Raw genomic sequence first — 25362 nt, forward strand, 5'->3', positions numbered from 1 at the left:
AGCGGAATCTTGTCCCCCCCTTATTAAGGGGGGTTAGGGGGGATCGGATTCGGGAGCAGCCTCATGAAAAATTGGTATAAGACTTGCGAAAAACACATGGTTTGTGCGATCGGATTCGGTTTGGCAGCGACACACCCACAAAAAACCGGGTTTTGAGATTTTCCCAGTGCGTCAGTTTTTTTGGCTGTACAATTTTACCAATTTTTTTTGAACATCAATCAATACTTGACTCGCTGTCATTTTTCCCTGTTGCTCAATCGGAGTATTGGGCGGCAGTTGTTTGAGAATATCGCAAGATGACTTGTACATTGTAATAGCTATATTTAGCTTACCTTCTTTATGGTATATATTCCCAAGTTCTAGATAAGCTGAAACAAAAGATGGGCAAAGATAAATAACTTTTCTTAAATATATTTTAGCGGTTTCCAAGTCGTCCTGTTCTTCAGCAATCTGAGCTTGCAAATAATAAGGAAATACTGACATAGTATCTAGCTTGCTAGCTCGCTTGCAGTATTCTACCGCCTGAGAATACTGGCCTAAATTTGCATAAATTTGAGCGAGCAAACAATCAGCATCAAAATTTTGAGATTGCAGGTGGAGCGCCTGTTTTGCTTTATCAATTGCCTCAACATAAGCTTTATTTTTAAAACAAGCTTTTGCCTCTAATACAAGCATCTGGGGCGTTTTGCTATCAGCTTTTTCGGCTGCAATTTTTTGGGATAAACTAGATATCTTCTTGTTGACCAGATCGCCCTCTACATAGCGACTTCGCAGCATCTTTCCCAGCCCGGTACCTCCTGTTAACAGCGACAGCGACCCGACATCCGCAAAATTGCCGTTAGCAAAACTAGCTGGCACCGTTTCCCCTTTCCTCGGTAGCAACTGACCGCTATGGTCGCCCAATTCCAATTTATTTCCCGATTCCCCAAACGCCGATTTTGTTTTAGATTCTGGTACAATCAAAGACTTTTTTTTACCTGGTTCCTCCTCTAGGACATTCTTGGCTTGATAAACAACCGACTCCGGGAAACTCTTTGGTTGAAAATCGTCGATCGCGTGACTGTGAATTTCAGCGTGACCAGTCATTAAATATCCTCCAGATCTTAGCGTTTTGGCAAACTTTTTCAATACCTGTGAAATATACTGAGCTTCAAAATAAACAAAAACATTTCGGCATAAAATCAAATCCATGTTATGAAGATCTGTGTAAATATTCGGAAAATTATCTGTCACTAAATTCACAGATCTAAAGCTGACAAATTGGCGCAAGTTCTGGTCTATTTCCCAATCGGTTTTCCGCTGAGAGAAGTATCTATTTTGCAGTTCCGGGTCAACTAAGCGAAAAGACCAAGGGCTATAAATTCCTCGCTGGGCTTTTTCTATTGCTGCTTGATTGATATCAGTACCTAAAATTAAAATTTTCCATTTGTCCCAATCGGGAATTAGTTGGTTTAAAATAATAAGTAAAGAATAAGGTTCTTCGCCAGTCGAGCAGCCGGCACTCCAGATTCGCAGTCTTGGCTTAATTCCCAATGTCTCGTGCAATTTTATTTTGCGTGCGATCAATTCCGGCAAAATCACTTTTTCTAGGAGCGAGAACTGTCCTTTGTCCCGCATGAAATAACTTTCGTTGGTTGTCAGCAGCAAGGCTAGTTCCCGCCATTCATTTTGACTTTCCGGACTCGAAGCGGCTAAGATTTCATAATATTTGTCAGGAGAGGCTATTTTAAAAGCTTTCATTCGAGTCAAAATTTTTCGAGAGAAACCCGATCGATCTTGCGGACGAATTTGTAAACCCGTGTGAGCGGCAATTAATTGAATAAATGGCTGAATTTCTGCATCATTCATGTCAACTCTGGTAAATATTTTTATTAATAATCTGTTATTATAATAGGCTGGGAATTAGGAATTTTATCGATCGCTCTGACAAAAAATCATACCAACAGAAATAATATTATCTCCGGTCGGTATACTAGAAAATTCGCGTCTACGTAGTGTACCACACTACAAGAATCATGGTTAATTGAGCCCGCCTGCGATCGAAGGCAGCAGGTAGAAAACAGAAAGCAGCATGAAAAAAATTCGGCCGTTTGCCTTCTACCTGCTGCCTTCAAGGGGTAAGGTGCGCCCCGCGCACCCTACATCATGCCGATTCTAGATCCAGGGCTGTTTAAGCTGGAAAAATCCGCAGGCGGCGGTTTGGTTCTTCCCCAAAACTGTGGGATTTCAGGTGATAGTGTTCCACAAGTTCGTGCTGCATTTTGCGAACATTGGGAGAACGGGGTAAGAGTTCCACCGGCTGTCCCTTGGGAATGACAATTTGCTCGACGGCCAAGCGGGTTTCTTCAAGAGCTTCGAGCTCGTCAGAAGTACCGCTGCGGGCGAATAAGGCGAGGTCTGCCACTTCCGGGGTGCCCGGGTCGTCCATGTCCAACAGGCGCCGCAAAGCTCTCGCTACGTGGGGAATCGTTCCAGCTTTGATTGTGTGCAGGGGAACTTGGCGAGTTTTGGCCAAGTGCCTCAATTTTGACTGGTTCCGCACGTTCGATCGCAAAGCCAACACCACGTCAGCACTTTCAATATCCTTAGTCAACTGCACCGGCAGGTTCAGGGTGGAAATCACCTGTTCGAGCTGGTGGCGAGCTATGCCGTAAGGATAAACGTGGAGGGGCAAATCTTCGCCGTTAGGGCCGACATTCTGGGAATAACGACCCCGCTGCTGCGGTACAGGTTCCACGGACAGGGATTCTTCGAGGAGTTGCTCGAAATACCGAGTCTCAGGAGCTACTGGCGCGCTGTTAGCAGCAGCGAATTTCTCGCCTTGAGGGGGCATCGGCACCATTTTCCCGGCACTCCGCCACCCAGAAATTGGCGTGACTGGCCGCATTGCTGATACCGCAGTGGGGCCCGAGGCGGAAGCTGAGATCCCTGGGAACCGGGCGGGGGGAGATGCTGATTCCCGCTCGATAATTACTTCTCCGCTGTCGCTGACGCTTCTGATTTGCTGGTTCGGTTCGCGTCCCCGCAGCAGGCTGTCGATCGAATCTGAGACTCTTTCGTGGATTACCCAGCGCTGGCGTTCGAGCATTTCGATCGCAATTTCAAAAGTTGGCGGTGATTTGCGTTCCAAAACTGTCTTTTGAGAACCGCGGCGCCGGGCCTCGTCATCTCCCAGCGTCACGGCTTGGATGCCCCCAATTAAGTCGGCCAGAGTTGGATTTTTCATCAAGTTTTCGATCCGGTTCCCGTGGGCGGTACCGACCAATTGCACGCCCCTTTCCGCGATCGTCCGAGCTGCCAAAGCTTCTAATTCCGTACCGATTTCGTCAATCACGATCACTTCCGGCATATGGTTTTCCACTGCTTCGATCATGACTTGGTGCTGGAGTTCGGGACGGGAAACTTGCATTCTGCGGGCTCTGCCGATCGCCGGATGCGGGATATCTCCATCTCCAGCAATTTCGTTGGAGGTGTCGATGATTACCACCCGTTTTTCCAAGTCGTCGGCGAGCACGCGGGCGATTTCCCGCAAAGCCGTAGTTTTGCCAACTCCGGGGCGGCCGAGCATCAAAATTGATTGACCGGTTTCGACTAAATCGCGGATAATGCCGATCGTCCCGAACACAGCGCGGCCCACCCTCAAAGTCAAGCCGATAATCTCGCCGCTGCGGTTGCGAAGGGCGCTAATTCGGTGCAGGGTTTGCTCGATACCGGCTCGATTGTCGCCGCCGAAGTTGCCGACTCGATCGATACAATAGCTGAGGTCTGCTTTGGAAACTGGTGTTTGGGAAAGAGGTTCGGCCAAGGATGGAAAACGAGCTTCTGGTAGGCGGCCCAAATCCATCACAACCTCAATGAGATTGTTGCGCTGCGGGTGCTGCTCTAAGGGCTGCCGGATCTCATCTGGCACGATGTCTAATAGTCTGCTGAGGTCGTCTGTAATCTGCATTCGCCTCGGTGTGTTCGGTTCAGTGGACAGTGGACAGTTGACAGTTGACAGTTGACAGTTGACAGTTGACAGTTGACAGTTCGCGGATTGCGGATTGCGGATTGCGCGTGGGGTTAGAAACCCGGTTTCTACGAGTTTTGAGTTGGGTAACGAGAAATATACTAAGAAACCGGGTTTCACCAGGGTGCAAGTGCGATCGCGATTTCGCAAACAACAGTTATTCGCTATCAGTTGTCAGTTTTTTTGATTAACAACTAACAACTAAGAGAGGGCGGGCACGGGGGCACCGCCCCTACCAACTACCAACTAACAACTAATAACTTTTGATTTGAGAAACTAGAGAACGAGCTAAACTCACCGCCTCCGAGAGAAGTTCTGGGACGGCTTCGAGCTGAGTCAACCGAGGTGTTTGAACTTCGGCTGCGCCGCAAGGGACTGCTACCGGAACGGCACAAGCTCGATCGGTTTGCATTGTTTCTAATTGTTCTAAAATTGGCGATAGCAAAACCCTGGCATAGCTGCCGTAAGCTACACCTGCAATGTATTGGACAGGAGGAACCGACAATTTTTTTCCGCCATCCAAAAGCAGTCCGCAGGCTCTGAGCTTGCTGACAGTGCGATCGTTCGTGCCGCCTGCAAGTTGGACGTATCCCGGCAACCCGGCCGCCAAAACTTTTTGACCGAGTTTGACCGCGGCTCTAGTAGTTCCGATTCCAATATCTCCACTCATCGGCCTACCATCGGTTTGCCAAATTAGAGGACAAGGAAGGGGGGAAATTATTTGATAGAGTGTCCGCAAATAATCAATCAAACCGTCTCCATCGGGGCAACTAATTGCGATTAACTTGAGTCGATCGACCCACGGAGCTATGCTCGACCAAAGTCGCGCAAAATCTGCCTCTCTGCCTACTTGCGTGTGAATTTCTAGGGCGTCCGCACCGGATTGTAAGATTAAAGGTGCGATCGCCGCCGGAGCAGACACGTAAGAACGAGTGAAAATCAGTTGGCTCGGACAAACAGGCAGACAGCGACCGCAGCCATAGCACTGCTTGTCTATCACCCCGGAAAAACCACCGCCGCTAGCACCCTGAAAAACTATTGCTTCGGCTGGACATATTTTTTCGCAAGGCCGCCAGCAGTCCGCCGGACAATCGGCTGGGTTGAATTCGGCTTTGCGAAAATGCGGGTCTTCCCCATCGTTTAAACTCACCATCAGCAGCGGCAACCCTTCCCCGCCCAACCTGCGGTTTTGAGTTTTTGCCTGTAATTCGCTGGCAACTTGTAGGGCTTCTTTCGCTGCTGCGACGGCGGCGGGATCTGCCGCGACATCAATACAGTCAGCACCTGCCAAGGTGTAAGCCAATGTGAGATTCCGAACCGCCGGCAGGTGTTGAAAGCTGGCCCCACAGATCAGCTTGAACCAATGGCCGCCTTTTAATGAGTTTAGTGGATGATAATGTTCTGTCACCGTTATATTTTAACGTTTTGGGCTAAAAATTGCTATGTGTTAGTTACTACTTAATTTTAAGATTTAATTTGATACAAGCGGGAAATGCTACTGATAGCAGTATTTCTAGGGCTGTTGGCTCTATATTTGACACTCCCGGCGTGAACGCGCGAGGATTCTTAGATCCTAGACCAGACTTAAATCAAGAACATTGCTGCACCAGATCCAGAGATCCAATCTCCCTAAGCGTTTACTGTATCGAGTACAGAAGTTCCGACGTGCCCCGTCGTACCTATCCCGCGATTAAGGATATTAATTGCGGCATTACGATCTCTATCCATTTCACATCCACACTGACAAGTGTGGGTGCGAGTGGATAGAGATTTTTTAACAACTTCCCCACAATTACTGCATTCTTGACTGGTGTATGCAGGATTTACCGCAATGGTAATCCGACCAAACACTTTCCCAAAGTATTCTAAGAACACTCTGAACTGATACCAAGAAGCATCACTGATTGACTTGGCCAGACAATGATTTTTTACCAGGTTAGACACTCTCAAGTCTTCATAAACTACTACATCGTTTGATGTGATTACGCACCTTGCCAATTTGATAGCATGGTCTTTACGCTGTCTACTTATTTTGAGATGTCGTTTACCTAAAATCACTCTGGCTTTGCGGCGATTTGACCCACCCTTGACTTTCCGACTTACAAGACGCCCGGCACGTTTCAATCGTGCTTCACCTCTACGCAGAAATCTAGGATTAGGAGCCATCCAACCATTTGAATCGGTGTAAAACTCCTTTAACCCGACATCTAATCCAATTGTTTTACCTGTCATTGGAGCGGTTTCTAGTCGGTCTACAGAGATGCAAAACTGGACGTGATATCCATCTGCTCGTTTTACCAACCGTACCCGCTTAATTTGGTCTGGTTGATAGAAATTCAGATCGCGAGTCCCTTTTAACTTCAGCCTACCAATCCCACACTTGTCAGTAAATGTGATTGATTTTCTATCGAATGAAAGCTTCCAAGAATTAGTTTTGTATTCAACAGAACGACAATCTTTCTGGAATTTAGGAAACCCGACTTTTTTACCTTTGATGCCTTTTTTGACGTTATCGTAAAAGCGGGAAATGCTCGCCCATGCTCTTTCTGCACTAGCCTGCCTGGCCATCGCACCTAATTTATTTGCAAAATCAAATTCTTTTGCCCAAATCGCACAATATTTAGAGAGATCGAACCAAGATTTAGCCCCACCATCCATCCACAGTCGGATCGATTTGTTGCGAATGAATTGACAAATTCTAATCGCTTCATCGACGGCCTGGAATTGATCCCGTTTTGCGTAAGCCTTGAATTCGAGAACAAGCATCTTAATTTCCTCCTATTCCTACAGTAACACATTTATCATAGGAACTCTTTTCTCTTCAGAAATATGGAGAAAGTCCCCCTACAAGGGGGAGGCTCTAACCCCAATTTTCTGATAAAGACTCTGTAAAATACCATATTTTGATGGTGTTGACACAGAAAAAGTAAAAGAGAGATTTTTTTTGCTCAGTTGGTGTCGAGTGGCTCAAAACCGCAGATGAACATTGTTCCCCCTGATTAGAACTCAATTCATCTGCGTTAATCGGAAATTCAACTAGCTAGAATGCTTGCTCAGTCGCTTGTAAGCCGTGGCCAAAGCATTACTGTCACCGACATTTCCAGGAAACAAAACGACTGGTAAATCGGGAAATAGAGGATGATCTGGCTCAGTTTTTACAACAGAACAACCTGGAATAATTTGACCGATTTGCCTGATACTTTTCAGCGACAAACCTGTACTCAACACATCATTAGAAGTAATCCCGCCCTTGCTAATTAAAAAACCGATGTCAGCAGGCAATCCCCGCACGACATCCATCAACAAAGCAGAAACAGCAGCACCAAATTTTAACCGGACTTCGGCATTTTCAAATTCTAGTTCTTGGCGGCTGGTATAAATTACAGGCGTTTTGCCATCTGCATGAGCAGTGCGAACTTTTTCCAGAATTTCATTGAGGAGTTGAGCGCGAGACTCTGGCGAATCTTCTACTAACTGAGATACATCTATTTCAATGCTAGCTGTATTGGGTTCTTCTAACAAGCGTTCCAATTGATCGGTCGTTTTCTTGACGTGGGAACCAACTATTACTGCACCAGGTTTGCCGTCTTTCACGTATTCTGCCATTTCGTCGGCTGCTACCGGCTGGTTGCCGAGGTCAGCTAAGGATGTTAAAATACTCGCCGCGCTGCGGAATAAAAACTTTTTGCCTTGACTGGCTGCATCGAGAATGTGTTTGGCAAATGTGTTTAAATCGCCTTGGCTTTCGCCGTCAACAACTGCACATTGGTTGTCTGTCATCTCCATCAATCTATCTAAACTCCCGTAGCGGATGTCGGCGAGTAAAATGCGATCGACAGTATCACTATGAATTCGACCTTGGGTTTTTTCTTCTACGTAGTCTGGCAGGTAACTGTGATGGTAGCCGAAGACTGAATCTTTGGCAAATTCGGTTTCGTGCACGGGGGTTTCGACACTGTTAACCATCAGGTAATGCACGCTGTTGCGGGTAATTCTGCCTCCTTCAAAAAAGGCGGGAATTAGAAAATGAGCGTCGAAGGGGCCGAGCTCTTCGGCGATTACATCGGTTTCGATCGGATAGTGACCGCGCAGGGTAGAATCGGAACGGCTAACGATTAGGAAGTCTTCGATTTCTTCGATCGCGATCGCCCTTTTGAGATTTTGGCACACTTCGCGGGTGACGGACGCTGCTGTTTCGGGAGTCAGCGATCGAGTATTTGTCAGTATAAAAAAAATCGGGGACTTGTCCCGCAGTCCCAAACGCAGGGTTTCTTCGTCCCAACGTGTCAGCAGCAAGCAACTGTGCACGGTTTGAGAACCTGTGGGATCGTCATCGAGAACTATAATCTTTGGTTTGGTAGAAGACATACTGACCTGGTTGTTAACGTCACCTTTCTAACATATCCTGACGCCGTTAGATCCAATCAAAAAATTTACAATTCGGGAAATTTACAATTCTGGTTGTATTTCTTAACAATTCTCTTTAGTAAAAGATATCGGTTAATCCAGTAGCATATAAGTCACTAATATTGTTTTACGACATACAGCACTAAAGTCAAGCTGATTAAAATATTCCGATGTGAATCAACTCTGTTCCGGGAATCTGAGCATTTTAGACTCAGCTTACTCGATCGAGAACTGCTCCAACATTCTTCTTCGATCGAAATTACGCAAAAACTCGATGTTTGGTACGCAGTGCGATCCTCTTCGAGGGCTGCGCTAACAACCTATTTACGTAATCCAAACGGTTGGCGATCGTCCAAACCTCCGGGAACCCGGCGCGCGTTCCCTTGCCACACATACCCCGATGCAGCGATCGCTTTTCCCCAAAAAGCAAACGTGGGGACTTTAGGGCTTAGGCTTGGAGTGATGCTCTATTGTTGAGTTTGTTAAGAAATACTAAAAAATCATGCAGTAATGCAGTAACAGTGGAATAATAGTTCATCAAATAAATTGTTATCCAAACACAAAAGCTTTATTGTTTGCACTCTCAAAATTAAAGGCGATCGCGAAAATCTGTCGCAGCGCTGAATTTTTGGTTGGGCTGCAAGGTGAAAAGTTTAGAGCAAGTATTTGCGGCGATCGCTTTTTCTGAGATCGTGGTAATGTTCGGGTGTTTTCTGCTGAACATTCTCATCGATTTGTTTCGATGTAGTTAGGATGCTTCGATCGGGTGCAGTGCATAAAGCATTTTCTACTAATTCCTTCAACTCCAAATTCATGTAATTCGGTATGCAATGAAATATTTGATATTGGGATTAATCATCGTCCCTTTTTTTTCCATGAAAGCGATGGCACAACCCGTCACCTATCCCGCTGCGGATGCGGTGCAGATTGCATCTAACAGAGCACCTGAAAAAGCGATCGATGAGCTAACAGACTTTATTTTCTACAATCTGCATCCACAATTGAATCGTCGCAAAATCCGCTCCGATGAAACGCAGTATATCAAGGAATGGGCGGCTATCAAAAAAGTGGTGAGCAACGATAACTTGCTTTACCAGGATGCCTGCGGTAGAAACTCGACGAATTACGAGTGGTTGCTTTCTAAGTATGACGGTGAGGGCGGGGGGAGACAGGGAAGAACTATCTCTTTATCCAGTCCCGTGCTCGATAAAGTAGCAGATGCCGTATTCTACACCCGCCATCCCGAATTGGGCTACCGCAGAATACAACCCTCAGAAACGCGACTGGTGTCGGAGTGGTCGAAAATTCGGCAGGGGGTAAGTTCCTTGCATCCTTGTTACTGAAGCTGCATCTATTACCTACCAATTCAACTATTTATTTTAGGAGAAAGAAAGAAAAATGGCTACATTTGAAGTTGGCAATCTGACAAATACCCGCACTTTTAACGACTTTGTAGGCAATGCGGAACCCAATGATTTATACCGCTTTAAGCTTACCGATGTTGGTGACTTTCGTTTGTCGTTGAGCGGTCTGAGTCAAGGTGCTTATGCAGAACTCTACCTAGATTCTGATAACAACGGTCTAACGGATTCCAATGAGTATATTGCCGATAGTTTTGGTAGCAGCGGTTCTACTGCCTCAATTACTCGCAGCTTGGGTGCAGGTACTTACTTTGTTAAAGTCAGAAACTCAGGTGGCTCTGATACTCGATATACTCTGAACCTGTCTAACACTCCCACTGGGATAGGAGATCCAGCCGGTAACACTTCTCGAAATGCTCTTAACATAGGTATCCTTAGCGGTACTCGCACTTTTAATGACTTCGTAGGTAGAGCTGACCCAGCAGATTACTACCGCTTCAATCTTAATAGCGTTGCTGACTTTAATCTCACTTTAAATGGTTTAACTCAAGGTGCTTACGCAGAACTGTATCTAGACAAAAATAACGACGGTCTAGTGGATTCCAGTGAGTATATTACCGATAAGTTTGGTAGCAGCGGTTCCACTGCTTCAATTACTCGCAGTTTAGGTGCAGGCACTTACTTTGTTAAAGTCAGAAACTCAGGTGGTTCTGATACCAAATACACCCTTGCCCTATCTAATCCTACCTCCAACCCAACACCCAGTCCAACACCCAGTCCAACACCCACTGCCAGAATTATTACCGACGTTAACTTGTTGGACACTTTTAACAGTATATCTCTAGCAGCATCTAGAGGTGTAACTAACAACCAGTTCCGCTCATTAACGGCTCAAAATGATACGGTTAACTTGCCAGAAAACAGCCCTTCTCAATTTCCTGGTGGCGTACTTGCTCTCGGAGGAAATGACACCGTGCTGGGTTCATCTGGCAATGATGCAGTCAACGGAAACACTGGCGCAGATAGTTTGAGAGGTGCTGGTGGTAACGACTTGCTACGTGGTGGCAAAGATGAAGATCGGATTTTTGGAGACGACGGAAATGACATTCTTAGCGGTGGTCGAGACAACGATACGCTTGAAGGTGGCTTAGGTAATGACTTTTTGCGAGGTGGCCGAGACAATGACTTGTTAATTGGCGGTGACGGTAACGATATTTTGATTGGTGATATTGGTTCGGATACTCTTACTGGCGGTGGTGGCTCAGATACATTTGTTTTGATCGTTTCTTCTGAAGCCGGACAGCGCGACTTTAATTTGGCAGATCGAATTACTGATTTTGGTCAGGGAGATCGAATTGCGATCGCAGGTAACATTTCCCTAACTGAACTGCGCTTTGTTACCTCTGGCAGCAACACATTAATTCAGTTAGCTAACGGCGATATTTTAGGTAATGTTCTTAATAGTTCGTCTGGAGCTATCCAGACCGCTACTTTCACTATATCTCTGACAGATTCAGCCTTGAACTTAGGCTAGTAAACCAGCCGGATTCATTTGGGCGGGGCTGCTGTATAAAATCCATAAGCCCTGCCATTTTAATCATTAACCGAATGATATTTTTAGATGCAGTCTCACCCAACTTAGGAATTATCTGTAAAGCTTTGCAACAGTCGATCGGCATTTTGCATAAAAGTAGCGGGTTGAGGCTGACAGATAAATAGAGGCTTTGAGGTGTTGCAGCAGTTGCAGTGCAGTTAAGGCGCTTGGGTGCGGAACAAGGCATTTTAGTAAACAGAGAGGAAAAAGTGTGAAAGGGCGATCGATTTTGACCTTGATGGTTTGGTTGGCGCTGTTGGGTACTGCTTCGGTATCGGTTTTGGCACAAGGGCCAGTTCCATTGACAAACCAACAGATATTGGAGGGGCGATCGCAAATAATTGCTCAACAGCAAAAATCTCAACTTATTACTTGGAGGGAATTTGTAGAAAGGGGTGGCAGGCGTTTTGTCAATTACGATTACGACCTACCTGCCGAGTTTAGGAATGGCTATGTTTACATCAATCCAGGGGGCGATAATACTACAGCTTATATCCTCAAACAAGGTTTATCTAGCTATCCACCAATCAAAAGTGGAATAGGAGAAATTGATTATGCTGCGGCAGATAGGTATGTAAATTCTGGCAAAGCAATCAGATTTTATTGGGGAGGTGGTGCAGGTACTTATCAAACTTATGGAAAAGATACTGAAGTTAGATTTTTAGATCGACCAGGCACAGGATGCTTAAGGCTTAGTTGTTTGGTAGCCCCTTTTATGACTAAGCAGCAAATCCGTCGTATTCTGCATTCGGAAAGAGAAATAAAACAAAAAAATTGAGGTAAATATGAAAGTGCGATACTTAGATAACGAACCTGCTGTTTGCAAGCAACCTCAAACGACGGCTCAAATAAACAATTGTGCACCTGCTCTTTATCAACAAGCAGATCGCCGACTTAATGAAGTCTACAAGCAAGTAATATCATCGAAGTTGAATCGGCGCGAGCGAGAAAAATTGATTAACGAACAACTAGCTTGGATTCAGCGCGGCGATGCTAGTTGCAAAGACCAAGGCAGAATAACACCTGCGGGTAGTGCCTATGCAGGTGTTCGCGATGCTTGTCTTGCTAGCGAGACAGACAAACGTACAGCGGAATTAGAGAAATATTTACAGAGATAAAGGAACAAGAGCGAACGATGGGAAAGTTAAACAGTTCAACTAAATTTGTAACCTTGGTAATTGCCACAATTGTTATTATTTGTCTGTGGGTAACATCAGTCAACGCTCAAGCGCAACTAACAGAAAACTCGAAACTAGCACTAAATGGAATTGGACAGATCCGAGTAGGGATGACAGTTGATGAAGCCTCACAATCTGCTAGAGTTAGATTAGTCAAAACCCAAAGTGGTGGTGAAGAGTATGGATGTTTCTATTTTAAGCCACAGGTCGAGCCAAAAGCAATTAGCTTGATGGTAACAAAAGGTCGCATTGCCAGAGTGGATATTAACAATGAGCGCATAACTACCATCAAAGGTGCAAAAATTGGGGATACTGAAGAGCAGATTTTTTCTCTATATCCTGGGCAAATTCAAGCAACTCCTCATCCTTATGTAAGTAGACCACCTCTTAATGGGAAATATTTAACTTTTGTACCTAAAGACGCGGCTGACAAAAATTACCGTATCATTTTTGAGACCAGCAAAAATCTGGTAACCAGCTTCAGATCTGGTAAAATTCCTGAAGTTGAGGCGATTGAAGGATGTTTGTAATCTGACAAGTAACTTGTGTTTGTGATATCAACTACAAAGGATACAAAGAAAATGATCAAAAAAGGTAGAGTGTTTTTCGGCGCAGTTGCAACATTTGTGATTTTAGGTGTTGATTGTTTGGTCGAATCAAAGCACAGCGTGGGCTTAGCAACGAAAACTGAAAGCTTACTAGCAGCAGGATTACCCGGTGAGTTGAAAACAGCTCAAGCACAAAATCAATGTGAACGCTCATCAAGAATTACTCCAGCTAAAGAAACCAGAAAAATTAAAGACGATAAATTTTATCTATCGTTTGATATTCCAACTAACTATCGGAATGAAAAAACGCAAGATGATAAGACTTTGATGATAATCCTAAATAATCCTGCTGACACTAAATTATTAGAATGCTGTAAAAGGATCAGGCAATTTGATTGTGGTTATGGAACTTTACCTGTGTGGGTGAAAGTAGAACCAGCAACTTCTGAAACTCGTCTGATTCCTGAACTTAGTTCAACTACTCTGAGGTTAGAAAATATTAGAGAAACAACTATTGCTAAGCAAAAAGCTTTCGTTTATATTACTAAGTCTAGTCTGACCGGAAACATAGATGATGCAGATACTTATTTGACAGCCAGCTTCTTTAGCCCAGATCGGCGAAACAATGTTACTATCTCTACTCGTAACTTTGGACGCCAAAATATTGGTTCTGTTGAACAAAAGGTATTTAATCTAGTGGTTTCGTCATTTGCTTTTGTAAAATAATTGGAATAAGGAGACGATAAATTATGAAAAAGCTATCCATTTTTAGCTTAGTAATGATCTTGACATTTGGTGTGGGTTCTTTACCTACTTCTGCCCAAGAAATACAAAGAGACTACGCGCCCACAACTCCGTTGCCTAGCATTGGTAGAACTACGATTCGAGACAACATCCGTAACTTACCTACCCGTCGAATATTTACCAAATGTCCATCAAACTCTATTATTCTTGAGTTTGCAGAAAGTAAAAATTATTTGGTAATCATTTGCTCGCAGGAGAACGATCGTAATGTTCCTAAATATTGGATACAACGACCCAAAAATGGCAGAGGTGATTTAAGGATTAATGTTACTTTTGATGAGGGAATGGCTTTGTACGAACGTGGTGAGTACAGTTATTCAATTTATAGCGATGGGATCAGACCAGAACGACTTAATGCCTATCTAGAACGATATAACCGCAACTTTCAAAAAGGTTTTGGAGAAGCTTTACTTTATCATTACAATCGGAGTTATCAAGATTTTAATCGTTAAGAAGTAGCAGTCAGACAGCAACGGTTCGATCGCCTTTTTCATGTCAAGACACCGATAGGCGATCGCACAAACCAGGCATTTTAGCAAACAGCAAGAAAAAATCATGAAATGGCGATCGATGAAAAAACTATTAGCTTTGCTACCAATCATAATGATTGGAGTTGTATTTCCCGCACGAGCCGGGAGAGTCGAGTCAACACCTGTTTCCTGTTGGTTGTTTCGGGGAGACAAGGTAGCACTCAAGCAAACCTGCATCTATGAGTCGGTTTCTTGGGCTGGAGGAGGAGCGAGCTCTTTGCGCTGGGAAGATGGCGTGCGAACAAAAATGACATGGGGATTGCAGGGGCGCGGAGAAAAACCTTGTGCCGATGGCAGCATTGGCATTGATGGCGTTTGTAGCACAAACTATTTCCGCCATCCGACAACTTTAAAGCAGATTTCTGAGGAAGAGAGAGAAAGTCGCCTGAAGAATAACCAACGGATCGTAACCTGCCTCCAATTGCGAGATAAATCAATTTGTTGGCTTAGATGAAATCGATCGCAAATAAGGTATGCACAGTAAAAGCTGCGCCAGAAATAGTTTAAAATGCAGCGTTAGAGGCATAACTAAATGTTAATTTGTAAATACACGATCGGCACTTACTTTGAGTCTACGATCGCCTGCTTTAATTGCAGAGTTAGCAATCGCTATTGCAGTTTCAGGCGTGCGTGTTTTTGACCAAACTTCGTACAATACTCCGTTTTGCTTCCATTGTAACCATGACCAGCAAGCGGCACCGCATTGTTGAATTAGTAACGCATTAGAACCGTTGAGTAGTCGAATGTCTTTAAAATTAGCTTTTTTGTCAGGTGATGTTCTGTCTATATTACCATCTTTCTTTGCTTTGATTGAAAAGCGAAGAGCTGCATTTCCAGGATTTCCTGGCTCATTATTAAAATTGACATCATAGTCATAGTATTGCGATTTTGTACTAACGTAAGCATAATTAGCCTTGGATTCATACTTCTGAATTACATCTTCAGATGGCAATAAAATAGGGATATTCGTTTTTTGGGCAATTTGTGAAGCGATGGATTGGATGGAAAAGGTGGAAGAGATTGCCCCTTCGAGCCCCACAACTACCACACTCGCAGCTAAAACTGTCAGACTAAAAGAGTAACCAATCCAAGAAGTAGCTTTAAACATCATCAACTCCGCCCCACGGTACACCAATAATGACGGCCTCAACTTTAACCTTCCAATAACTCGATCTATCAGTTGGTAGCTATAGCAATCCTAAATTATTAAAGGGATAAGTAGACCAATATAGCAAACATAGCACACCAAGATACCCAATTTTTTAAAGACGTTGTTATCTAAAAGCGATCGCGTTTTACGTTGCTCGCAAAATCTTGATTTTGCAACTCTTTCATTTCTGATTGAACTCTTAAGGCTAATTGCAAAGCTTCGTTTAGCAATCGCCCCTGCTGGCTCGATCGATCGCTAATTTGCAGGGCATTCAAAGTTCTTAAATTATTGGCAAACAGTTCTGAGTTAGTATCGACAAATTTTTTGTTTTCCCTGAGAATCCTCTCGGTTTTCAAAGCTCGAACCAAATCCTCTCTGATGAGCTGCAAGGCTTTAATAACTTTTGCGCGATCGCCTATTTTGACGTTCGGATTGCCAGCATCTTCGATCCGGTCATTAATTTCGATCGCTTTGATTATACCATTATAGCGATCGACATCATCAAAAAGATGGATTAAATCTTGGTTCCGGCTGCACCAAATTTTCCAGGCATCTTCCAGGATCAAACCGGCGATCGCACCCAAGTGCAGGGCCAACCACAACAAATAAACCCTAGGAAATATCAATACCAGCAGCCAACAGCTAATTAGAACCAAAACAATTAAACCGACTGTTTTTAAAGCTTCGCGGGCAAACTTAGTCGCAGTCGCAGGCCGGTATACGCGATCGGGCCCCGCGCCGCTGAGGTGCTTGATCTCACCGACAGTAATTTCTAATCCCTGAATGTCAGGTCGCATAAATCTTCACAAATATTTGTTAAATATAAAGTTTTCTTGTAGAACAAAGGGCTCGTCTACAATAAACCTAACACCTTTTTTAACCAAAACCAAACTATGTCCGCACGTCCTATCTACCTCGACAACCACGCCACAACCCCTGTAGACAAACGAGTAGTTGATGCGATGCTGCCCTATTTTACCGAACAATTCGGCAACGCAGCCAGCATCAACCACGTCTACGGCTGGGAAGCAGAAGCAGCGGTAAAACAGTCACGACAAATCATAGCAGAAGCGATCAATGCCTCTCCTGAAGAAATTGTTTTTACTAGCGGTGCAACGGAAGCAAATAATTTAGCGATTAAAGGCGTCGCTGAAGCCTATTTCAGTAAAGGAAAGCACATTATCACAGTACAAACTGAACATAATGCCATTCTTGATCCCTGTAAATATTTGGAAAAATTGGGGTTTAGCATTACGGTTTTACCTGTGAAAAGCGACGGACTAATTGATATTGGAGATTTGATTAAAGCGATTAATGCCGAGACAATTTTAGTTTCTGTGATGACGGCTAATAACGAAATTGGTGTGATTCAGCCGATCGCCGAAATTGCTGCGATTTGTCGCGGGAATGACATTTTGTTTCACACGGATGCGGCCCAGGCGATCGGCAAAATTCCCCTCGACGTAGAGGAAATGAACATCGATCTGATGTCTTTGACTGCACACAAAATCTACGGGCCAAAAGGCATCGGTGCCCTCTACGTGCGCCGCAACAAGCCGAGGGTACAGCTAGCACAACAAATGCACGGAGGAGGGCACGAAAGGGGAATGCGATCGGGAACTCTTTACGCACCGCAAATAGTCGGTTTTGCTAAAGCTGTAGAATTGGCGATTACCGAAATGGAGGCGGAAACAGAACGAGTTGTGAATTTGCGGCAGCGTTTGTGGGAAAATTTGAATGAATTGGGCGATGTTTATATCAACGGTCACGCGACGAAGAGATTGCCGGGGAATCTTAATATTAGTGTAGGGGGCGTTGACGGTCAAGCGCTGCTGTTGGGTTTGCAACCGGCGGCGGCAGTTTCTTCTGGTTCTGCTTGCACTTCGGCGAAAATATCTCCATCTCATGTTTTAGCAGCGATCGGGCGATCGGACAAATTAGCCTACGCTTCAATTCGGTTCGGGATTGGTAGGTTCAATACTGCTGCTGAAATAGATGCAGTGTCTCAACATGCGATCGCAACTATTCAATCTCTCCGCCAAGCTCAAAAAGTCATGAGTTAAATATAATACCTTGTCCGGGCGATCGACTACAATAAAATTGGTTCGATCGTTCGGACTTCAGTTCTTAGATGGATGCGGACTAAAGTCCTCACTACAAACCTGATGGATGCGGGCTAAAGTCCTCACTACAAACCTGATGGATGCGGACTAAAGTCCTCACTACAAACCTGATGGATGCGGACTAAAGTCCTCACTACGAACCTGCGGACTAAAGTCCTCACTACAAACTTGTTTAGAGGACTAAATTTTATTCAATACAAATCAATTTCTTATTTAGAACCAAACACCTCACGCACCCGATAAATCGGTTTTCCTTGCGACTCGTGATAAGTCCGCATCATCACTTCTGCCAACAAACCAAAACAAAATAACTGCACGCCAGTCAACAACAAAACCACAGCTAAAATCAGCAAAGGACGGTTGCCAATAATTTTACCAAAACCCAATTTTAGGATCGTCAAATAAATCCCTAAACCCGTTCCCAACGCCATCGAACTCATTCCCAAAAGTCCAAAAACGTGCATCGGTCGAGTCAAGAACTTCTTCATAAAAGAAATAGTCAACAAATCCATCAATACCCGAAAAGTCCGCCAAATGCCGTACTTGCTTTGACCGAAACGGCGCGCGTGATGTCGCACCGGAATCTCTGCAATTCTCGCACCTTCAATAAACGCCAAAGCCGGCAAAAATCTGTGCAACTCCCCGTAGAGATTTAAGTCTGCAACTAACTCAGATTTATAAGCTTTCAAAGAACAACCGTAGTCGTGCAAAGTTACGCCCGTAACGCGACCAATTAACCAGTTAGCAATTTTAGACGGAATCAGGCGGCTGATCGTATTGTCTTGCCTATTTTTGCGCCAACCGCTAACTAAATCGTAGCCTTCATTTAACTTTTCCAGCAACACCGGAATATCAGCAGGGTCATTTTGCAAATCGCCGTCTAGGGTAACAATAGCACGGCCTGTCGCGCGATCGAAACCTGCCGACATGGCAGCAGTTTGCCCGTAATTGCGGCGCAAAAGCACAGCACAAAGGTCATCGCGACTACCGGCTAGCTGCTTGAGAAGGTCAGCAGAACCGTCTTTAGAACCGTCATCTACACAGATAATTTGATAGCTGAGTCCAGAGGGTTGAATCGCAGAGGCGATCGCCTCAATCAGATGAGGCAAACTTTCCACCTCATTATACACTGGCACCACGACCGAAACGTCGATCGCCACCTCAGTTGCAGCCTGCTGTTCGGCCAATTTTTCCAAAAATAATGCAGCGTCCATTGCTTTGTTAGATAACATCATTGGTCATTAATCATTGGTCATTAGTCATTAGTCATTGGTCATTAGTTATTAGTTATTAGTTATTAGTTTTTAGTTATTAGTTATTAGTCAACGGTCATTGGTCAACTGTTAACTGTTAACTAAAATAGGGCGGGTACGGGGACACCGCCCCTACAACTGTCCACTGTCAACTGTCCACTGTCAACTGTCCACTAGGTTGATAACTTGCCACAACTTTACCATATCCGCGCAATTGCTGGTAATAAGCTCTGCTGACTGCATCCCCATTATCCGACAAAACATCGATACCAATTCCGTCGCGACCTTGTACTTTTCCAGAACTGTGAATGTAGCAATTATCTCCGAGGTACAATCCTACATGAGTTGCTTTTTCTGGCGTACCAAAAAACACTAAATCTCCCGGTTCTAAAGCACTAACACTAATAATAGATGTAGTAAAAGCTTCTTGCTGGTAAGCATCCCTCGGCAACCAGATACCCGCAGCTACAAAAGCAGCTTGCATCAATCCCGAACAATCATAATTTGGCCCGACTGTACCGCCCCAAAGGTAATAATTGGATTGCTGCATCGCCTCGCGAGTAAAGGTAATTGCGATCGACAATTTATCCCTAATTTGAGCCTCAGAAAGCACCAGAGGATGATACACTGTTTCTGTGACTTCGAGCAACTCAATATCTCGAAGATCCAGCCATCCCGGATAATCGTCTTCGCACAGCCGCACCATCACAGCCGTTGTATCCCCCTGCACAAGGGAATCTATGCCATCTCTCCCACCCTTAACAAGGGGGGGCTGGGGGGGGTCAAAAAGGAGCAAATGTCGCCCCAAGGCTGCTTGAGTGGCCAAACGATCGCACTTTGGGGAATCGTAAATATTTATGTGCGATTGCGCTCGATACTCCACACCATCAGATAATTGATAATTGACCATTGCTAATTGCTAATTGCTAATTATTTGCTATTAATTGTTCGCACTTAACGATTTATTGCCATTAGCCAACCGCCAACCGCCGTTAATCGTCAGCAGTCAACCATTAACCATGACATTTTTCCACAAAGACGAACAATTAGAAACCCTCGGCAGTAGCATTATAGATGCAGTCCAGGCAGAATTTACAGGATTGAAGGGCGATCGTACAGCAGTAACCTGGATCGTCTACGATCCGCCAGTGCGAGTCAACACAGGTGGCGCCCTAAGTCCACAAGAATTTTGGAAATATCAACCGCGAGGTTTTAGCGCCAGGGCTTCCGAACGAATTTATCCCGCCAGCATCGTCAAACTATTCTACCTTGTTGCCATCTGGGAATGGACACAAAAAGGCATGATTCAAACATCGCCGGAATTAGAACGCGCCGTCCGAGATATGATAGTTGACTCCAGCAACGACGCCACCAGCTTAGTAGTAGACGCCCTCACGGGTACCACCAGCGGCCCCGAATTATCACCAGGCCCCTTTGAAACTTGGAAACAGCAGCGAAACCTCATCAACCGTTACTTTCAATCATTAGATTGGCCAGAATTAAAAAACATTAATGCCAATCAAAAAACCTGGTGCGACGGCCCCTACGGTCGCGAGCGAGCATTTGTGGGAGAATTAATGGAAAATAGGAATATGCTGACTACAAATGCAGCGGCGCGTTTGCTGCATACTATCATCGGTGGCGTAGCTGTTTCTGCACAAGCATCGCAAGACATGATGGGTTTAATGAAACGCAGTTTAGAACCAGCAGCATTAGAAGCAGATCCCGAAAATCAAGTTACAGGTTTTTTAGGTGGCGGATTACCAGAAAATACAAAATTGTGGTCAAAAGCGGGGTTGACAAGTCAAGTGCGGCACGATGCTGCTTATATTGAGATACCTGGTTTGCGGCCCTATTTGTTAGTTGTCTTTACCGAGGGTAAAGAGAATAGCAAAAATGAAGAGATTTTGCCTTTTATCTCGCGGCAGTTTGTGGAAGCAATGAAGGCACTTGATTAGATTCGGTAGCTGATGATTGCTGCTAAATTAATTCAAATACAGTATCTATTCGGATAGGGAAATGGTAATTTTGTTTTCGTTGGTTTAAGGTCAGCTCGCGCTTGGGGCAAGGTACGTAGTTGCGCTTGAGCGCTCTTTCCTAATCTTATAAAGAGCGCTGGGCATTACTTAATCAGGGTAGGAAAATGGATAACTTGAAAATTCAGCTATATTGACTCACTGGTTTGTTTTATTTTTTCACCTTGATTCCTTTTGATTCATTTATACCTTAAATTCGCAATCCCGGAGCGCTGAAGCGCAACTACGTACCTTTTTTTCTCTGCTTTATACCGCAAATTAGCAATGCCGGAGCGCTGAAGCGCAACTACGTACCTTTTTTACGTTGAGTCGTTCCTAGGGAACGAGCTTTTAGAACGGAGAGGGAGGGATTTGAACCCTCGAAGGATGTTAACACCCTTAACAGATTAGCAATCTGCCGCTTTCGACCACTCAGCCACCTCTCCAAGATGACGGTAACTAATAATAGCACACACATCCTCGTCTTGCCAACCCCTAAACCAAAAATTCCTGAATCACTCTCGCTGTATACGTTTGATCGAAAAAGGAAAAATTCTCCCAATCTCCCGGGTGCATCTGGTTTTTGAAGAGGACGAAGCATGACCGCATATAAGTTATTAGTTATAATCCCATATTGATTGCGGTCATGCTTCGCCCCTACGGATATATTTGCCTTGCGCCAGATGCACCCAATCTCCCCCTCTCCCCCTCTCCCAATCTCCTCTCCCGATCGCCTATTCCCCAAAGCCCCTGGCCTTCAAGTGCTTTTCCCAGCTAAAATTGGAACTCAAAAAGAACCTCTTAGTAGACAAATACCCCAATCGATATAGCTTAGCCTTGCGATCGCCATCAAGTTGAAAATCCGTCGTCGTCACCCCAGCTTCACTCACATCTATATTAATTACCCTGCCTTTATCCATTTCCCGCTGGTGATAGCGGTCTCTTGCTTTCATCATCGTTCGGAACATCGCCGCCAGCATTGACAGCGGAGTGTTAATTTTAACTTGACTCTCAATGCCAGTATCGACCAATCGAAACCCAAAGGTAAACCAGCGGGGCATAACGGGAGTTGAACCGACAGATTGTTTGTCATAAATCCATAGCGGGAAATTGCTCAGAATTCCGCCATCGACAATTAAGTCGTCACCCAGTTTTCCTGGCTCAAAAAATAGCGGAATGCTCATCGACAATCGCACTGCTTCAGCTACGCTAAAATCTTCGGGATTTTGGAGGCGCAACTGTTGGTACAAGGCATCGGAATCGGCAGAGTCTTGACGCCGCAAGTCGTCGGGCAGTACCAACATTTCACCGCGACTTAGGTTTGAGATTACTACTTTTAATTCCCGCTCTTTTAGCTGTTTTTTGACATCAGCAAAAGTGTGCAACTGACCTTTACTAAGTGTTGCTTCCAACCACTGCCGGAAAGGTTGTGCCGAATATTCTCCCATCTGGCGGCTAATTGTGAGGAAAAGTAGCGTCCAAGCTGGAGATTGCAAGTCGTCGGCGGGGTCGCCGTTTAAAATTAGAGGACTGTTTTTTTGAGTTAAAAATAGGCTGTAATCAAGCTGTCCTAACAACTCCTCCAAGTCGTCCATTGACAAGTCTGTTGCCAATACTGCGGCAGTAATTGCACCCGCAGAAGTACCGGCCAATTTTCGCCAGCGGATGCCCAAATCGTGGCAGCATCTGAGTGCGCCTAAAAATGCAAGTCCGCGCACGCCACCGCCTTCAAAAATGGCGTCGGCATAGATTTGATTTTGTTCGTCGGGAGGCGGAAATTTTTTGATAATTGTTTCTTTCTCGGTGGCGGACATCCTGACACCGGGTTCTTGCAAAATTTGCTGGGGAGACCAATTACTCATTTTAGATTTGGGATTTGGGATTTGGGATTTGGGATTTATAGAGAAGATACCAGTTTAATCGGGTACATATCAGAAACCTGGAAGTGCCAGCATGGAGCAGTACCATACTAAAATTGTTTTTTGTACTGCGTTTGTTTGAAAAGTGTTATTTATTGTTGTTGATTTTTGTGGGCATTCATGGCTTCTTTGACGTGTTCTTGAATTTGCGATCGCACTTGTTCGTAGGCAACCGACGCGCACCAGGGTCGCAGAGATAGAATAGTTGTATCAGGAGAGATCTCGATTACCAAACAAGTAGGGGGCGGATTTTCCAACACCAGCGGGTGAGAGTGGGCAATTTCTAATAACTCAGCCATCATCGGACGGATCTGCCGATCGCCAATATCAATTTTTAAGTCTACTCGCCTCGTACCCATCGCTGTGGTATTTTTCAGTGTACCGTTAAATAAATTATTATTCGGAACAATAATTTTTACGCGATCGTCCGTCACGACGGTTGTTGAAAAAATCCCGATGCTATCGACAACTCCCTTGACATCCGTAGCTTCGATCGTATCTCCGACTTCAAAGGGCCGCAAGCTAATCAACATAACCCCAGCAGCAAAGTGCGATAGAGTATTTTGCCACGCCAAACCAATCGCCAAACCCGCCGCGCCGACTACCGCCACCACGCTAGTAGTTTGAATTCCCAACTGACTCAAAGCCGCGACTGCGCCGACAACCAAAATCGCAATTTCGGCTGCTTGAACTAAGAATTTCCGCAGCGTGGGCTCGGTGCGGCCCAGAGCTCGACGAGTCACGTTACCCGCCAACCCGATCGCAAATCGCGTAATTAACAAAATGCCGATCGCCCACAGCACTTGAGGTACAATTTGAAAACCCAATTCTACGAATTTTTTAGAGAATTCTTGGGCCACCTGCATCGCCTGTATTCTCTCTGCATCTAGCGGCAGACTTTGAGCTATTTGTAGAAATGTGCTGGCTTTCATGTCAATTGGGAATTGGTAATTGGGAATGGGGAATTGGTAATTGCAGTCTCAGTCTTCTCGATAATTCCGAGAGTCCGACAGGGGTTTTAACCCCTGCCGGACTGCCGGAATGTCGAGAGAGCTAAAGTCATCTAAAAACAGTTAACAGTTTACTGTAACGCGGGGCAATCGGTGTTTAAAACCGCACAAAATTTCCCAGGAAATAGTCCCTAAGATTTCTGCCCAATCGTCAGCAGTAATTTTATTTTCTCCATCATTCCCCAACAATGTCACCACTTCACCGACTTCTAAATCGGGAATATCGGTCACATCCAGCATTAATTGATCCATCGTCACGGCCCCGACTTGCGGCACAAATTTACCCCTAACTAAAACCTGCATTTTAGTAGAAAGATTGCGCGGAATCCCATCTGCATAACCGATACCAACTACGGCAATCTGTGTCTCGCGCCCAGCAATAAATTTATAGCCATAACTGACGCCGGTGCCTGCTGCAATTGTTTTCACCTGCGTTACTCGGGCTTTGACCTGCATTGCGGGCTGCAAAGAAGCGATCGCCTGCAAGTGAGGAGCAGGATAAAGACCGTAGGTAGCCAAACCCGCTCGTACTAAATCGTAGTGCAAATCGGGGTCTGTGAGGGCGGCAGCAGAGTTTGCCAAGTGGAGGCGACAGGGGTTAATTCCTGCTGCTTGGATTTGGGCGATCGCCTTTTTGAACCGTTGCTGTTGCTCTCTCATCACGGCGGGATCGGGACTGTCGGCTGTCGCCAAGTGAGAGTAAATGCTGGCTAATTTTAAATTTGGCAAACTATTGACTAATTGCACAAATTCTGTTGCGTCTTGCCAGGGTGTACCCAAGCGAGACATTCCCGTATCTAACTTAGCGTGAACGGGCAAAGATTGGTTGAGACTGACGAGAACTTCCGAAAAAATTAGGGCTTGTTTGGCAGTACAAATAGTGGGTTGCAAGTGCCATTGGGCGATCGTCTGTACCTGTGCCGGTGTATTAGTTGCTCCCAGTAGCAAAATCGGTGCTTCTATCCCAGCTTCCCGCAACTCTATGCCTTCGGGAATTGTCGCGACTCCCAGCCAACTAGCACCTGCTTGCAATGCGGTTTTACTGACTGCGATCGCACCGTGCCCGTAAGCATCCGCTTTCACAACTGCCATCAGTTCTGTGTTGGGAGACAATAGATCCTTAAGCTGTTTTACATTGTGAGTCAAAGCTGCTAAATCTATTTCTACCCAAGCCCGCTGGCAAAGTCCGCCGTCACCGTCCCACAGCACCGTCTGGCGGGATTTTTTGGTTGTCGATCCTGCGGCCGTTTGTTCCTCACTCAACATTGTCGATCGCTCCTACTTGCTGGCACCATTAAAAACTGCTGGGAGATTGCACTCTCGGTGTAATTATAGTTAAATTTACGTTTTTATCAATTAGATCGGTTCACAAAAATCCTGCAACACTAGACCAGAACCAAACCGTTATATTATCAGTAGTTCCCAAATCTCACATCCAAAATCGAAAAATGGAAAATCTCA

The 25362-nt window shown here is 45.0% G+C and carries 24 protein-coding genes and 1 tRNA gene; 10 read left to right on the top strand and 15 right to left on the bottom strand.

Going from position 1 to position 25362, the window contains the following annotated elements; genetic code table 11:
- Window positions 1-171: 171 nt before the first annotated feature.
- The 7 genes from QZ918_RS03560 to QZ918_RS03590 all read right to left on the bottom strand — a co-directional run bounded on the left by QZ918_RS03560 (window position 172) and on the right by QZ918_RS03590 (window position 9231).
- Window positions 172-1848 carry a CheR family methyltransferase gene (locus QZ918_RS03560; RefSeq protein WP_293331132.1) on the bottom strand — a complete coding sequence of 559 codons (1677 nt, stop codon included), beginning with the start codon at window positions 1846-1848 and terminating at the stop codon, window positions 172-174.
- Between the two features lie 322 nt (window positions 1849-2170).
- Window positions 2171-3949 (bottom strand): R3H domain-containing nucleic acid-binding protein, encoded by a 1779-nt coding sequence (locus QZ918_RS03565; protein WP_293331452.1) that lies wholly within the window; start codon window positions 3947-3949, stop codon window positions 2171-2173.
- 313 nt (window positions 3950-4262) lie between these two features.
- Window positions 4263-5417 (bottom strand): circadian clock protein LdpA, encoded by a 1155-nt coding sequence (gene ldpA / locus QZ918_RS03570; protein WP_293331135.1) that lies wholly within the window; start codon window positions 5415-5417, stop codon window positions 4263-4265.
- Window positions 5418-5638: 221 nt separating this feature from the next.
- Window positions 5639-6775, bottom strand: a complete 1137-nt coding sequence (locus QZ918_RS03575) for an RNA-guided endonuclease InsQ/TnpB family protein (protein ID WP_293331138.1) — start codon at window positions 6773-6775, stop codon at window positions 5639-5641.
- Between the two features lie 270 nt (window positions 6776-7045).
- On the bottom strand, window positions 7046-8377 hold the full coding sequence (locus QZ918_RS03580; RefSeq protein WP_293331141.1) for a four-carbon acid sugar kinase family protein: 1332 nt from the start codon (window positions 8375-8377) through the stop codon (window positions 7046-7048).
- Window positions 8378-8675: 298 nt separating this feature from the next.
- Window positions 8676-8846, bottom strand: coding sequence for a hypothetical protein (locus QZ918_RS03585; RefSeq protein WP_293156643.1), 171 nt, complete (start codon window positions 8844-8846; stop codon window positions 8676-8678).
- A 223-nt stretch (window positions 8847-9069) separates the two neighbouring features.
- Entirely contained in the window at window positions 9070-9231 is a 162-nt protein-coding gene (locus tag QZ918_RS03590; protein WP_293331144.1) for a hypothetical protein, read from the bottom strand.
- A gap of 15 nt (window positions 9232-9246) precedes the next feature.
- Here QZ918_RS03590 and QZ918_RS03595 point away from each other — a divergent pair, with 15 nt between their 5' ends.
- From QZ918_RS03595 to QZ918_RS03630, 8 genes are all read left to right on the top strand, one after another.
- Window positions 9247-9759 (top strand): hypothetical protein, encoded by a 513-nt coding sequence (locus tag QZ918_RS03595; RefSeq protein WP_293331147.1) that lies wholly within the window; start codon window positions 9247-9249, stop codon window positions 9757-9759.
- 55 nt (window positions 9760-9814) lie between these two features.
- Window positions 9815-11311, top strand: coding sequence for a calcium-binding protein (locus QZ918_RS03600; protein ID WP_293331150.1), 1497 nt, complete (start codon window positions 9815-9817; stop codon window positions 11309-11311).
- 271 nt (window positions 11312-11582) lie between these two features.
- Window positions 11583-12149, top strand: coding sequence for a hypothetical protein (locus tag QZ918_RS03605; protein WP_293331153.1), 567 nt, complete (start codon window positions 11583-11585; stop codon window positions 12147-12149).
- A gap of 7 nt (window positions 12150-12156) precedes the next feature.
- A complete protein-coding gene (locus QZ918_RS03610) occupies window positions 12157-12489 on the top strand; it encodes a lysozyme inhibitor LprI family protein (protein ID WP_293331156.1) in 333 nt (110 codons plus the stop codon).
- A 170-nt stretch (window positions 12490-12659) separates the two neighbouring features.
- Window positions 12660-13079: a hypothetical protein gene (locus tag QZ918_RS03615; RefSeq protein WP_293331159.1), complete on the top strand. Its 420-nt coding sequence runs from the start codon at window positions 12660-12662 to the stop codon at window positions 13077-13079.
- Window positions 13080-13130: 51 nt separating this feature from the next.
- Complete coding sequence (locus QZ918_RS03620) at window positions 13131-13823, top strand: hypothetical protein (RefSeq protein WP_293331161.1); 693 nt, start codon at window positions 13131-13133, stop codon at window positions 13821-13823.
- 23 nt (window positions 13824-13846) lie between these two features.
- Window positions 13847-14353, top strand: a complete 507-nt coding sequence (locus QZ918_RS03625; RefSeq protein ID WP_293331164.1) for a hypothetical protein — start codon at window positions 13847-13849, stop codon at window positions 14351-14353.
- A gap of 103 nt (window positions 14354-14456) precedes the next feature.
- Window positions 14457-14885 (top strand): hypothetical protein, encoded by a 429-nt coding sequence (locus QZ918_RS03630; RefSeq protein WP_293331167.1) that lies wholly within the window; start codon window positions 14457-14459, stop codon window positions 14883-14885.
- Between the two features lie 81 nt (window positions 14886-14966).
- On the opposite strand, the gene QZ918_RS03635 is transcribed toward QZ918_RS03630, so the two are convergent.
- Entirely contained in the window at window positions 14967-15542 is a 576-nt protein-coding gene (locus tag QZ918_RS03635; RefSeq protein ID WP_293331170.1) for a hypothetical protein, read from the bottom strand.
- A 167-nt stretch (window positions 15543-15709) separates the two neighbouring features.
- The gene (locus tag QZ918_RS03640) at window positions 15710-16378 is read right to left on the bottom strand and encodes a hypothetical protein (protein WP_293331173.1); all 669 of its coding nucleotides are present in this window, start codon (window positions 16376-16378) and stop codon (window positions 15710-15712) included.
- 96 nt (window positions 16379-16474) lie between these two features.
- Here QZ918_RS03640 and QZ918_RS03645 point away from each other — a divergent pair, with 96 nt between their 5' ends.
- Complete coding sequence (locus QZ918_RS03645) at window positions 16475-17644, top strand: IscS subfamily cysteine desulfurase (protein WP_293331176.1); 1170 nt, start codon at window positions 16475-16477, stop codon at window positions 17642-17644.
- Window positions 17645-17913: 269 nt separating this feature from the next.
- Here QZ918_RS03645 and QZ918_RS03650 read toward each other — a convergent pair whose 3' ends face one another.
- A complete protein-coding gene (locus QZ918_RS03650) occupies window positions 17914-18918 on the bottom strand; it encodes a glycosyltransferase family 2 protein (protein WP_293331455.1) in 1005 nt (334 codons plus the stop codon).
- Window positions 18919-19105: 187 nt separating this feature from the next.
- Window positions 19106-19867, bottom strand: coding sequence for a C40 family peptidase (locus tag QZ918_RS03655; RefSeq protein ID WP_293331179.1), 762 nt, complete (start codon window positions 19865-19867; stop codon window positions 19106-19108).
- Between the two features lie 109 nt (window positions 19868-19976).
- Here QZ918_RS03655 and QZ918_RS03660 point away from each other — a divergent pair, with 109 nt between their 5' ends.
- Window positions 19977-20915, top strand: coding sequence for a serine hydrolase (locus tag QZ918_RS03660; protein ID WP_293331458.1), 939 nt, complete (start codon window positions 19977-19979; stop codon window positions 20913-20915).
- Between the two features lie 414 nt (window positions 20916-21329).
- Here QZ918_RS03660 and QZ918_RS03665 read toward each other — a convergent pair.
- The 4 genes from QZ918_RS03665 to alr form a co-directional block, all read right to left on the bottom strand.
- A tRNA-Ser gene (locus QZ918_RS03665) sits at window positions 21330-21418 on the bottom strand.
- Window positions 21419-21706: 288 nt separating this feature from the next.
- Entirely contained in the window at window positions 21707-22834 is a 1128-nt protein-coding gene (locus tag QZ918_RS03670; RefSeq protein ID WP_293331182.1) for a patatin-like phospholipase family protein, read from the bottom strand.
- Window positions 22835-22983: 149 nt separating this feature from the next.
- Window positions 22984-23823, bottom strand: coding sequence for a mechanosensitive ion channel family protein (locus tag QZ918_RS03675; protein ID WP_293331185.1), 840 nt, complete (start codon window positions 23821-23823; stop codon window positions 22984-22986).
- A gap of 141 nt (window positions 23824-23964) precedes the next feature.
- The gene (alr, locus tag QZ918_RS03680) at window positions 23965-25167 is read right to left on the bottom strand and encodes an alanine racemase (protein ID WP_293331188.1); all 1203 of its coding nucleotides are present in this window, start codon (window positions 25165-25167) and stop codon (window positions 23965-23967) included.
- Window positions 25168-25362 lie beyond the last annotated feature (195 nt).

It is taken from the genome of Microcoleus sp. CAWBG58, assembly GCF_020883045.1.
Classification (GTDB): Bacteria; Cyanobacteriota; Cyanobacteriia; order Cyanobacteriales; family Microcoleaceae; genus Microcoleus.

Coding starts and splice junctions, on each gene's coding strand:
- QZ918_RS03560 (WP_293331132.1), bottom strand. CDS start 1,848: ATGAATGATGCAGAAATTCAGCCATTTATTCAATTAATTGCCGCTCAC.
- QZ918_RS03565 (WP_293331452.1), bottom strand. CDS start 3,949: ATGCAGATTACAGACGACCTCAGCAGACTATTAGACATCGTGCCAGAT.
- QZ918_RS03575 (WP_293331138.1), bottom strand. CDS start 6,775: ATGCTTGTTCTCGAATTCAAGGCTTACGCAAAACGGGATCAATTCCAG.
- QZ918_RS03580 (WP_293331141.1), bottom strand. CDS start 8,377: ATGTCTTCTACCAAACCAAAGATTATAGTTCTCGATGACGATCCCACA.
- QZ918_RS03590 (WP_293331144.1), bottom strand. CDS start 9,231: ATGAATTTGGAGTTGAAGGAATTAGTAGAAAATGCTTTATGCACTGCA.
- QZ918_RS03595 (WP_293331147.1), top strand. CDS start 9,247: ATGAAATATTTGATATTGGGATTAATCATCGTCCCTTTTTTTTCCATG.
- QZ918_RS03600 (WP_293331150.1), top strand. CDS start 9,815: ATGGCTACATTTGAAGTTGGCAATCTGACAAATACCCGCACTTTTAAC.
- QZ918_RS03610 (WP_293331156.1), top strand. CDS start 12,157: ATGAAAGTGCGATACTTAGATAACGAACCTGCTGTTTGCAAGCAACCT.
- QZ918_RS03615 (WP_293331159.1), top strand. CDS start 12,660: ATGACAGTTGATGAAGCCTCACAATCTGCTAGAGTTAGATTAGTCAAA.
- QZ918_RS03620 (WP_293331161.1), top strand. CDS start 13,131: ATGATCAAAAAAGGTAGAGTGTTTTTCGGCGCAGTTGCAACATTTGTG.
- QZ918_RS03625 (WP_293331164.1), top strand. CDS start 13,847: ATGAAAAAGCTATCCATTTTTAGCTTAGTAATGATCTTGACATTTGGT.
- QZ918_RS03630 (WP_293331167.1), top strand. CDS start 14,457: ATGAAATGGCGATCGATGAAAAAACTATTAGCTTTGCTACCAATCATA.
- QZ918_RS03635 (WP_293331170.1), bottom strand. CDS start 15,542: ATGATGTTTAAAGCTACTTCTTGGATTGGTTACTCTTTTAGTCTGACA.
- QZ918_RS03640 (WP_293331173.1), bottom strand. CDS start 16,378: ATGCGACCTGACATTCAGGGATTAGAAATTACTGTCGGTGAGATCAAG.
- QZ918_RS03645 (WP_293331176.1), top strand. CDS start 16,475: ATGTCCGCACGTCCTATCTACCTCGACAACCACGCCACAACCCCTGTA.
- QZ918_RS03650 (WP_293331455.1), bottom strand. CDS start 18,918: ATGGACGCTGCATTATTTTTGGAAAAATTGGCCGAACAGCAGGCTGCA.
- QZ918_RS03655 (WP_293331179.1), bottom strand. CDS start 19,867: ATGGTCAATTATCAATTATCTGATGGTGTGGAGTATCGAGCGCAATCG.
- QZ918_RS03660 (WP_293331458.1), top strand. CDS start 19,977: ATGACATTTTTCCACAAAGACGAACAATTAGAAACCCTCGGCAGTAGC.
- QZ918_RS03670 (WP_293331182.1), bottom strand. CDS start 22,834: ATGAGTAATTGGTCTCCCCAGCAAATTTTGCAAGAACCCGGTGTCAGG.
- QZ918_RS03675 (WP_293331185.1), bottom strand. CDS start 23,823: ATGAAAGCCAGCACATTTCTACAAATAGCTCAAAGTCTGCCGCTAGAT.
- alr (WP_293331188.1), bottom strand. CDS start 25,167: ATGTTGAGTGAGGAACAAACGGCCGCAGGATCGACAACCAAAAAATCC.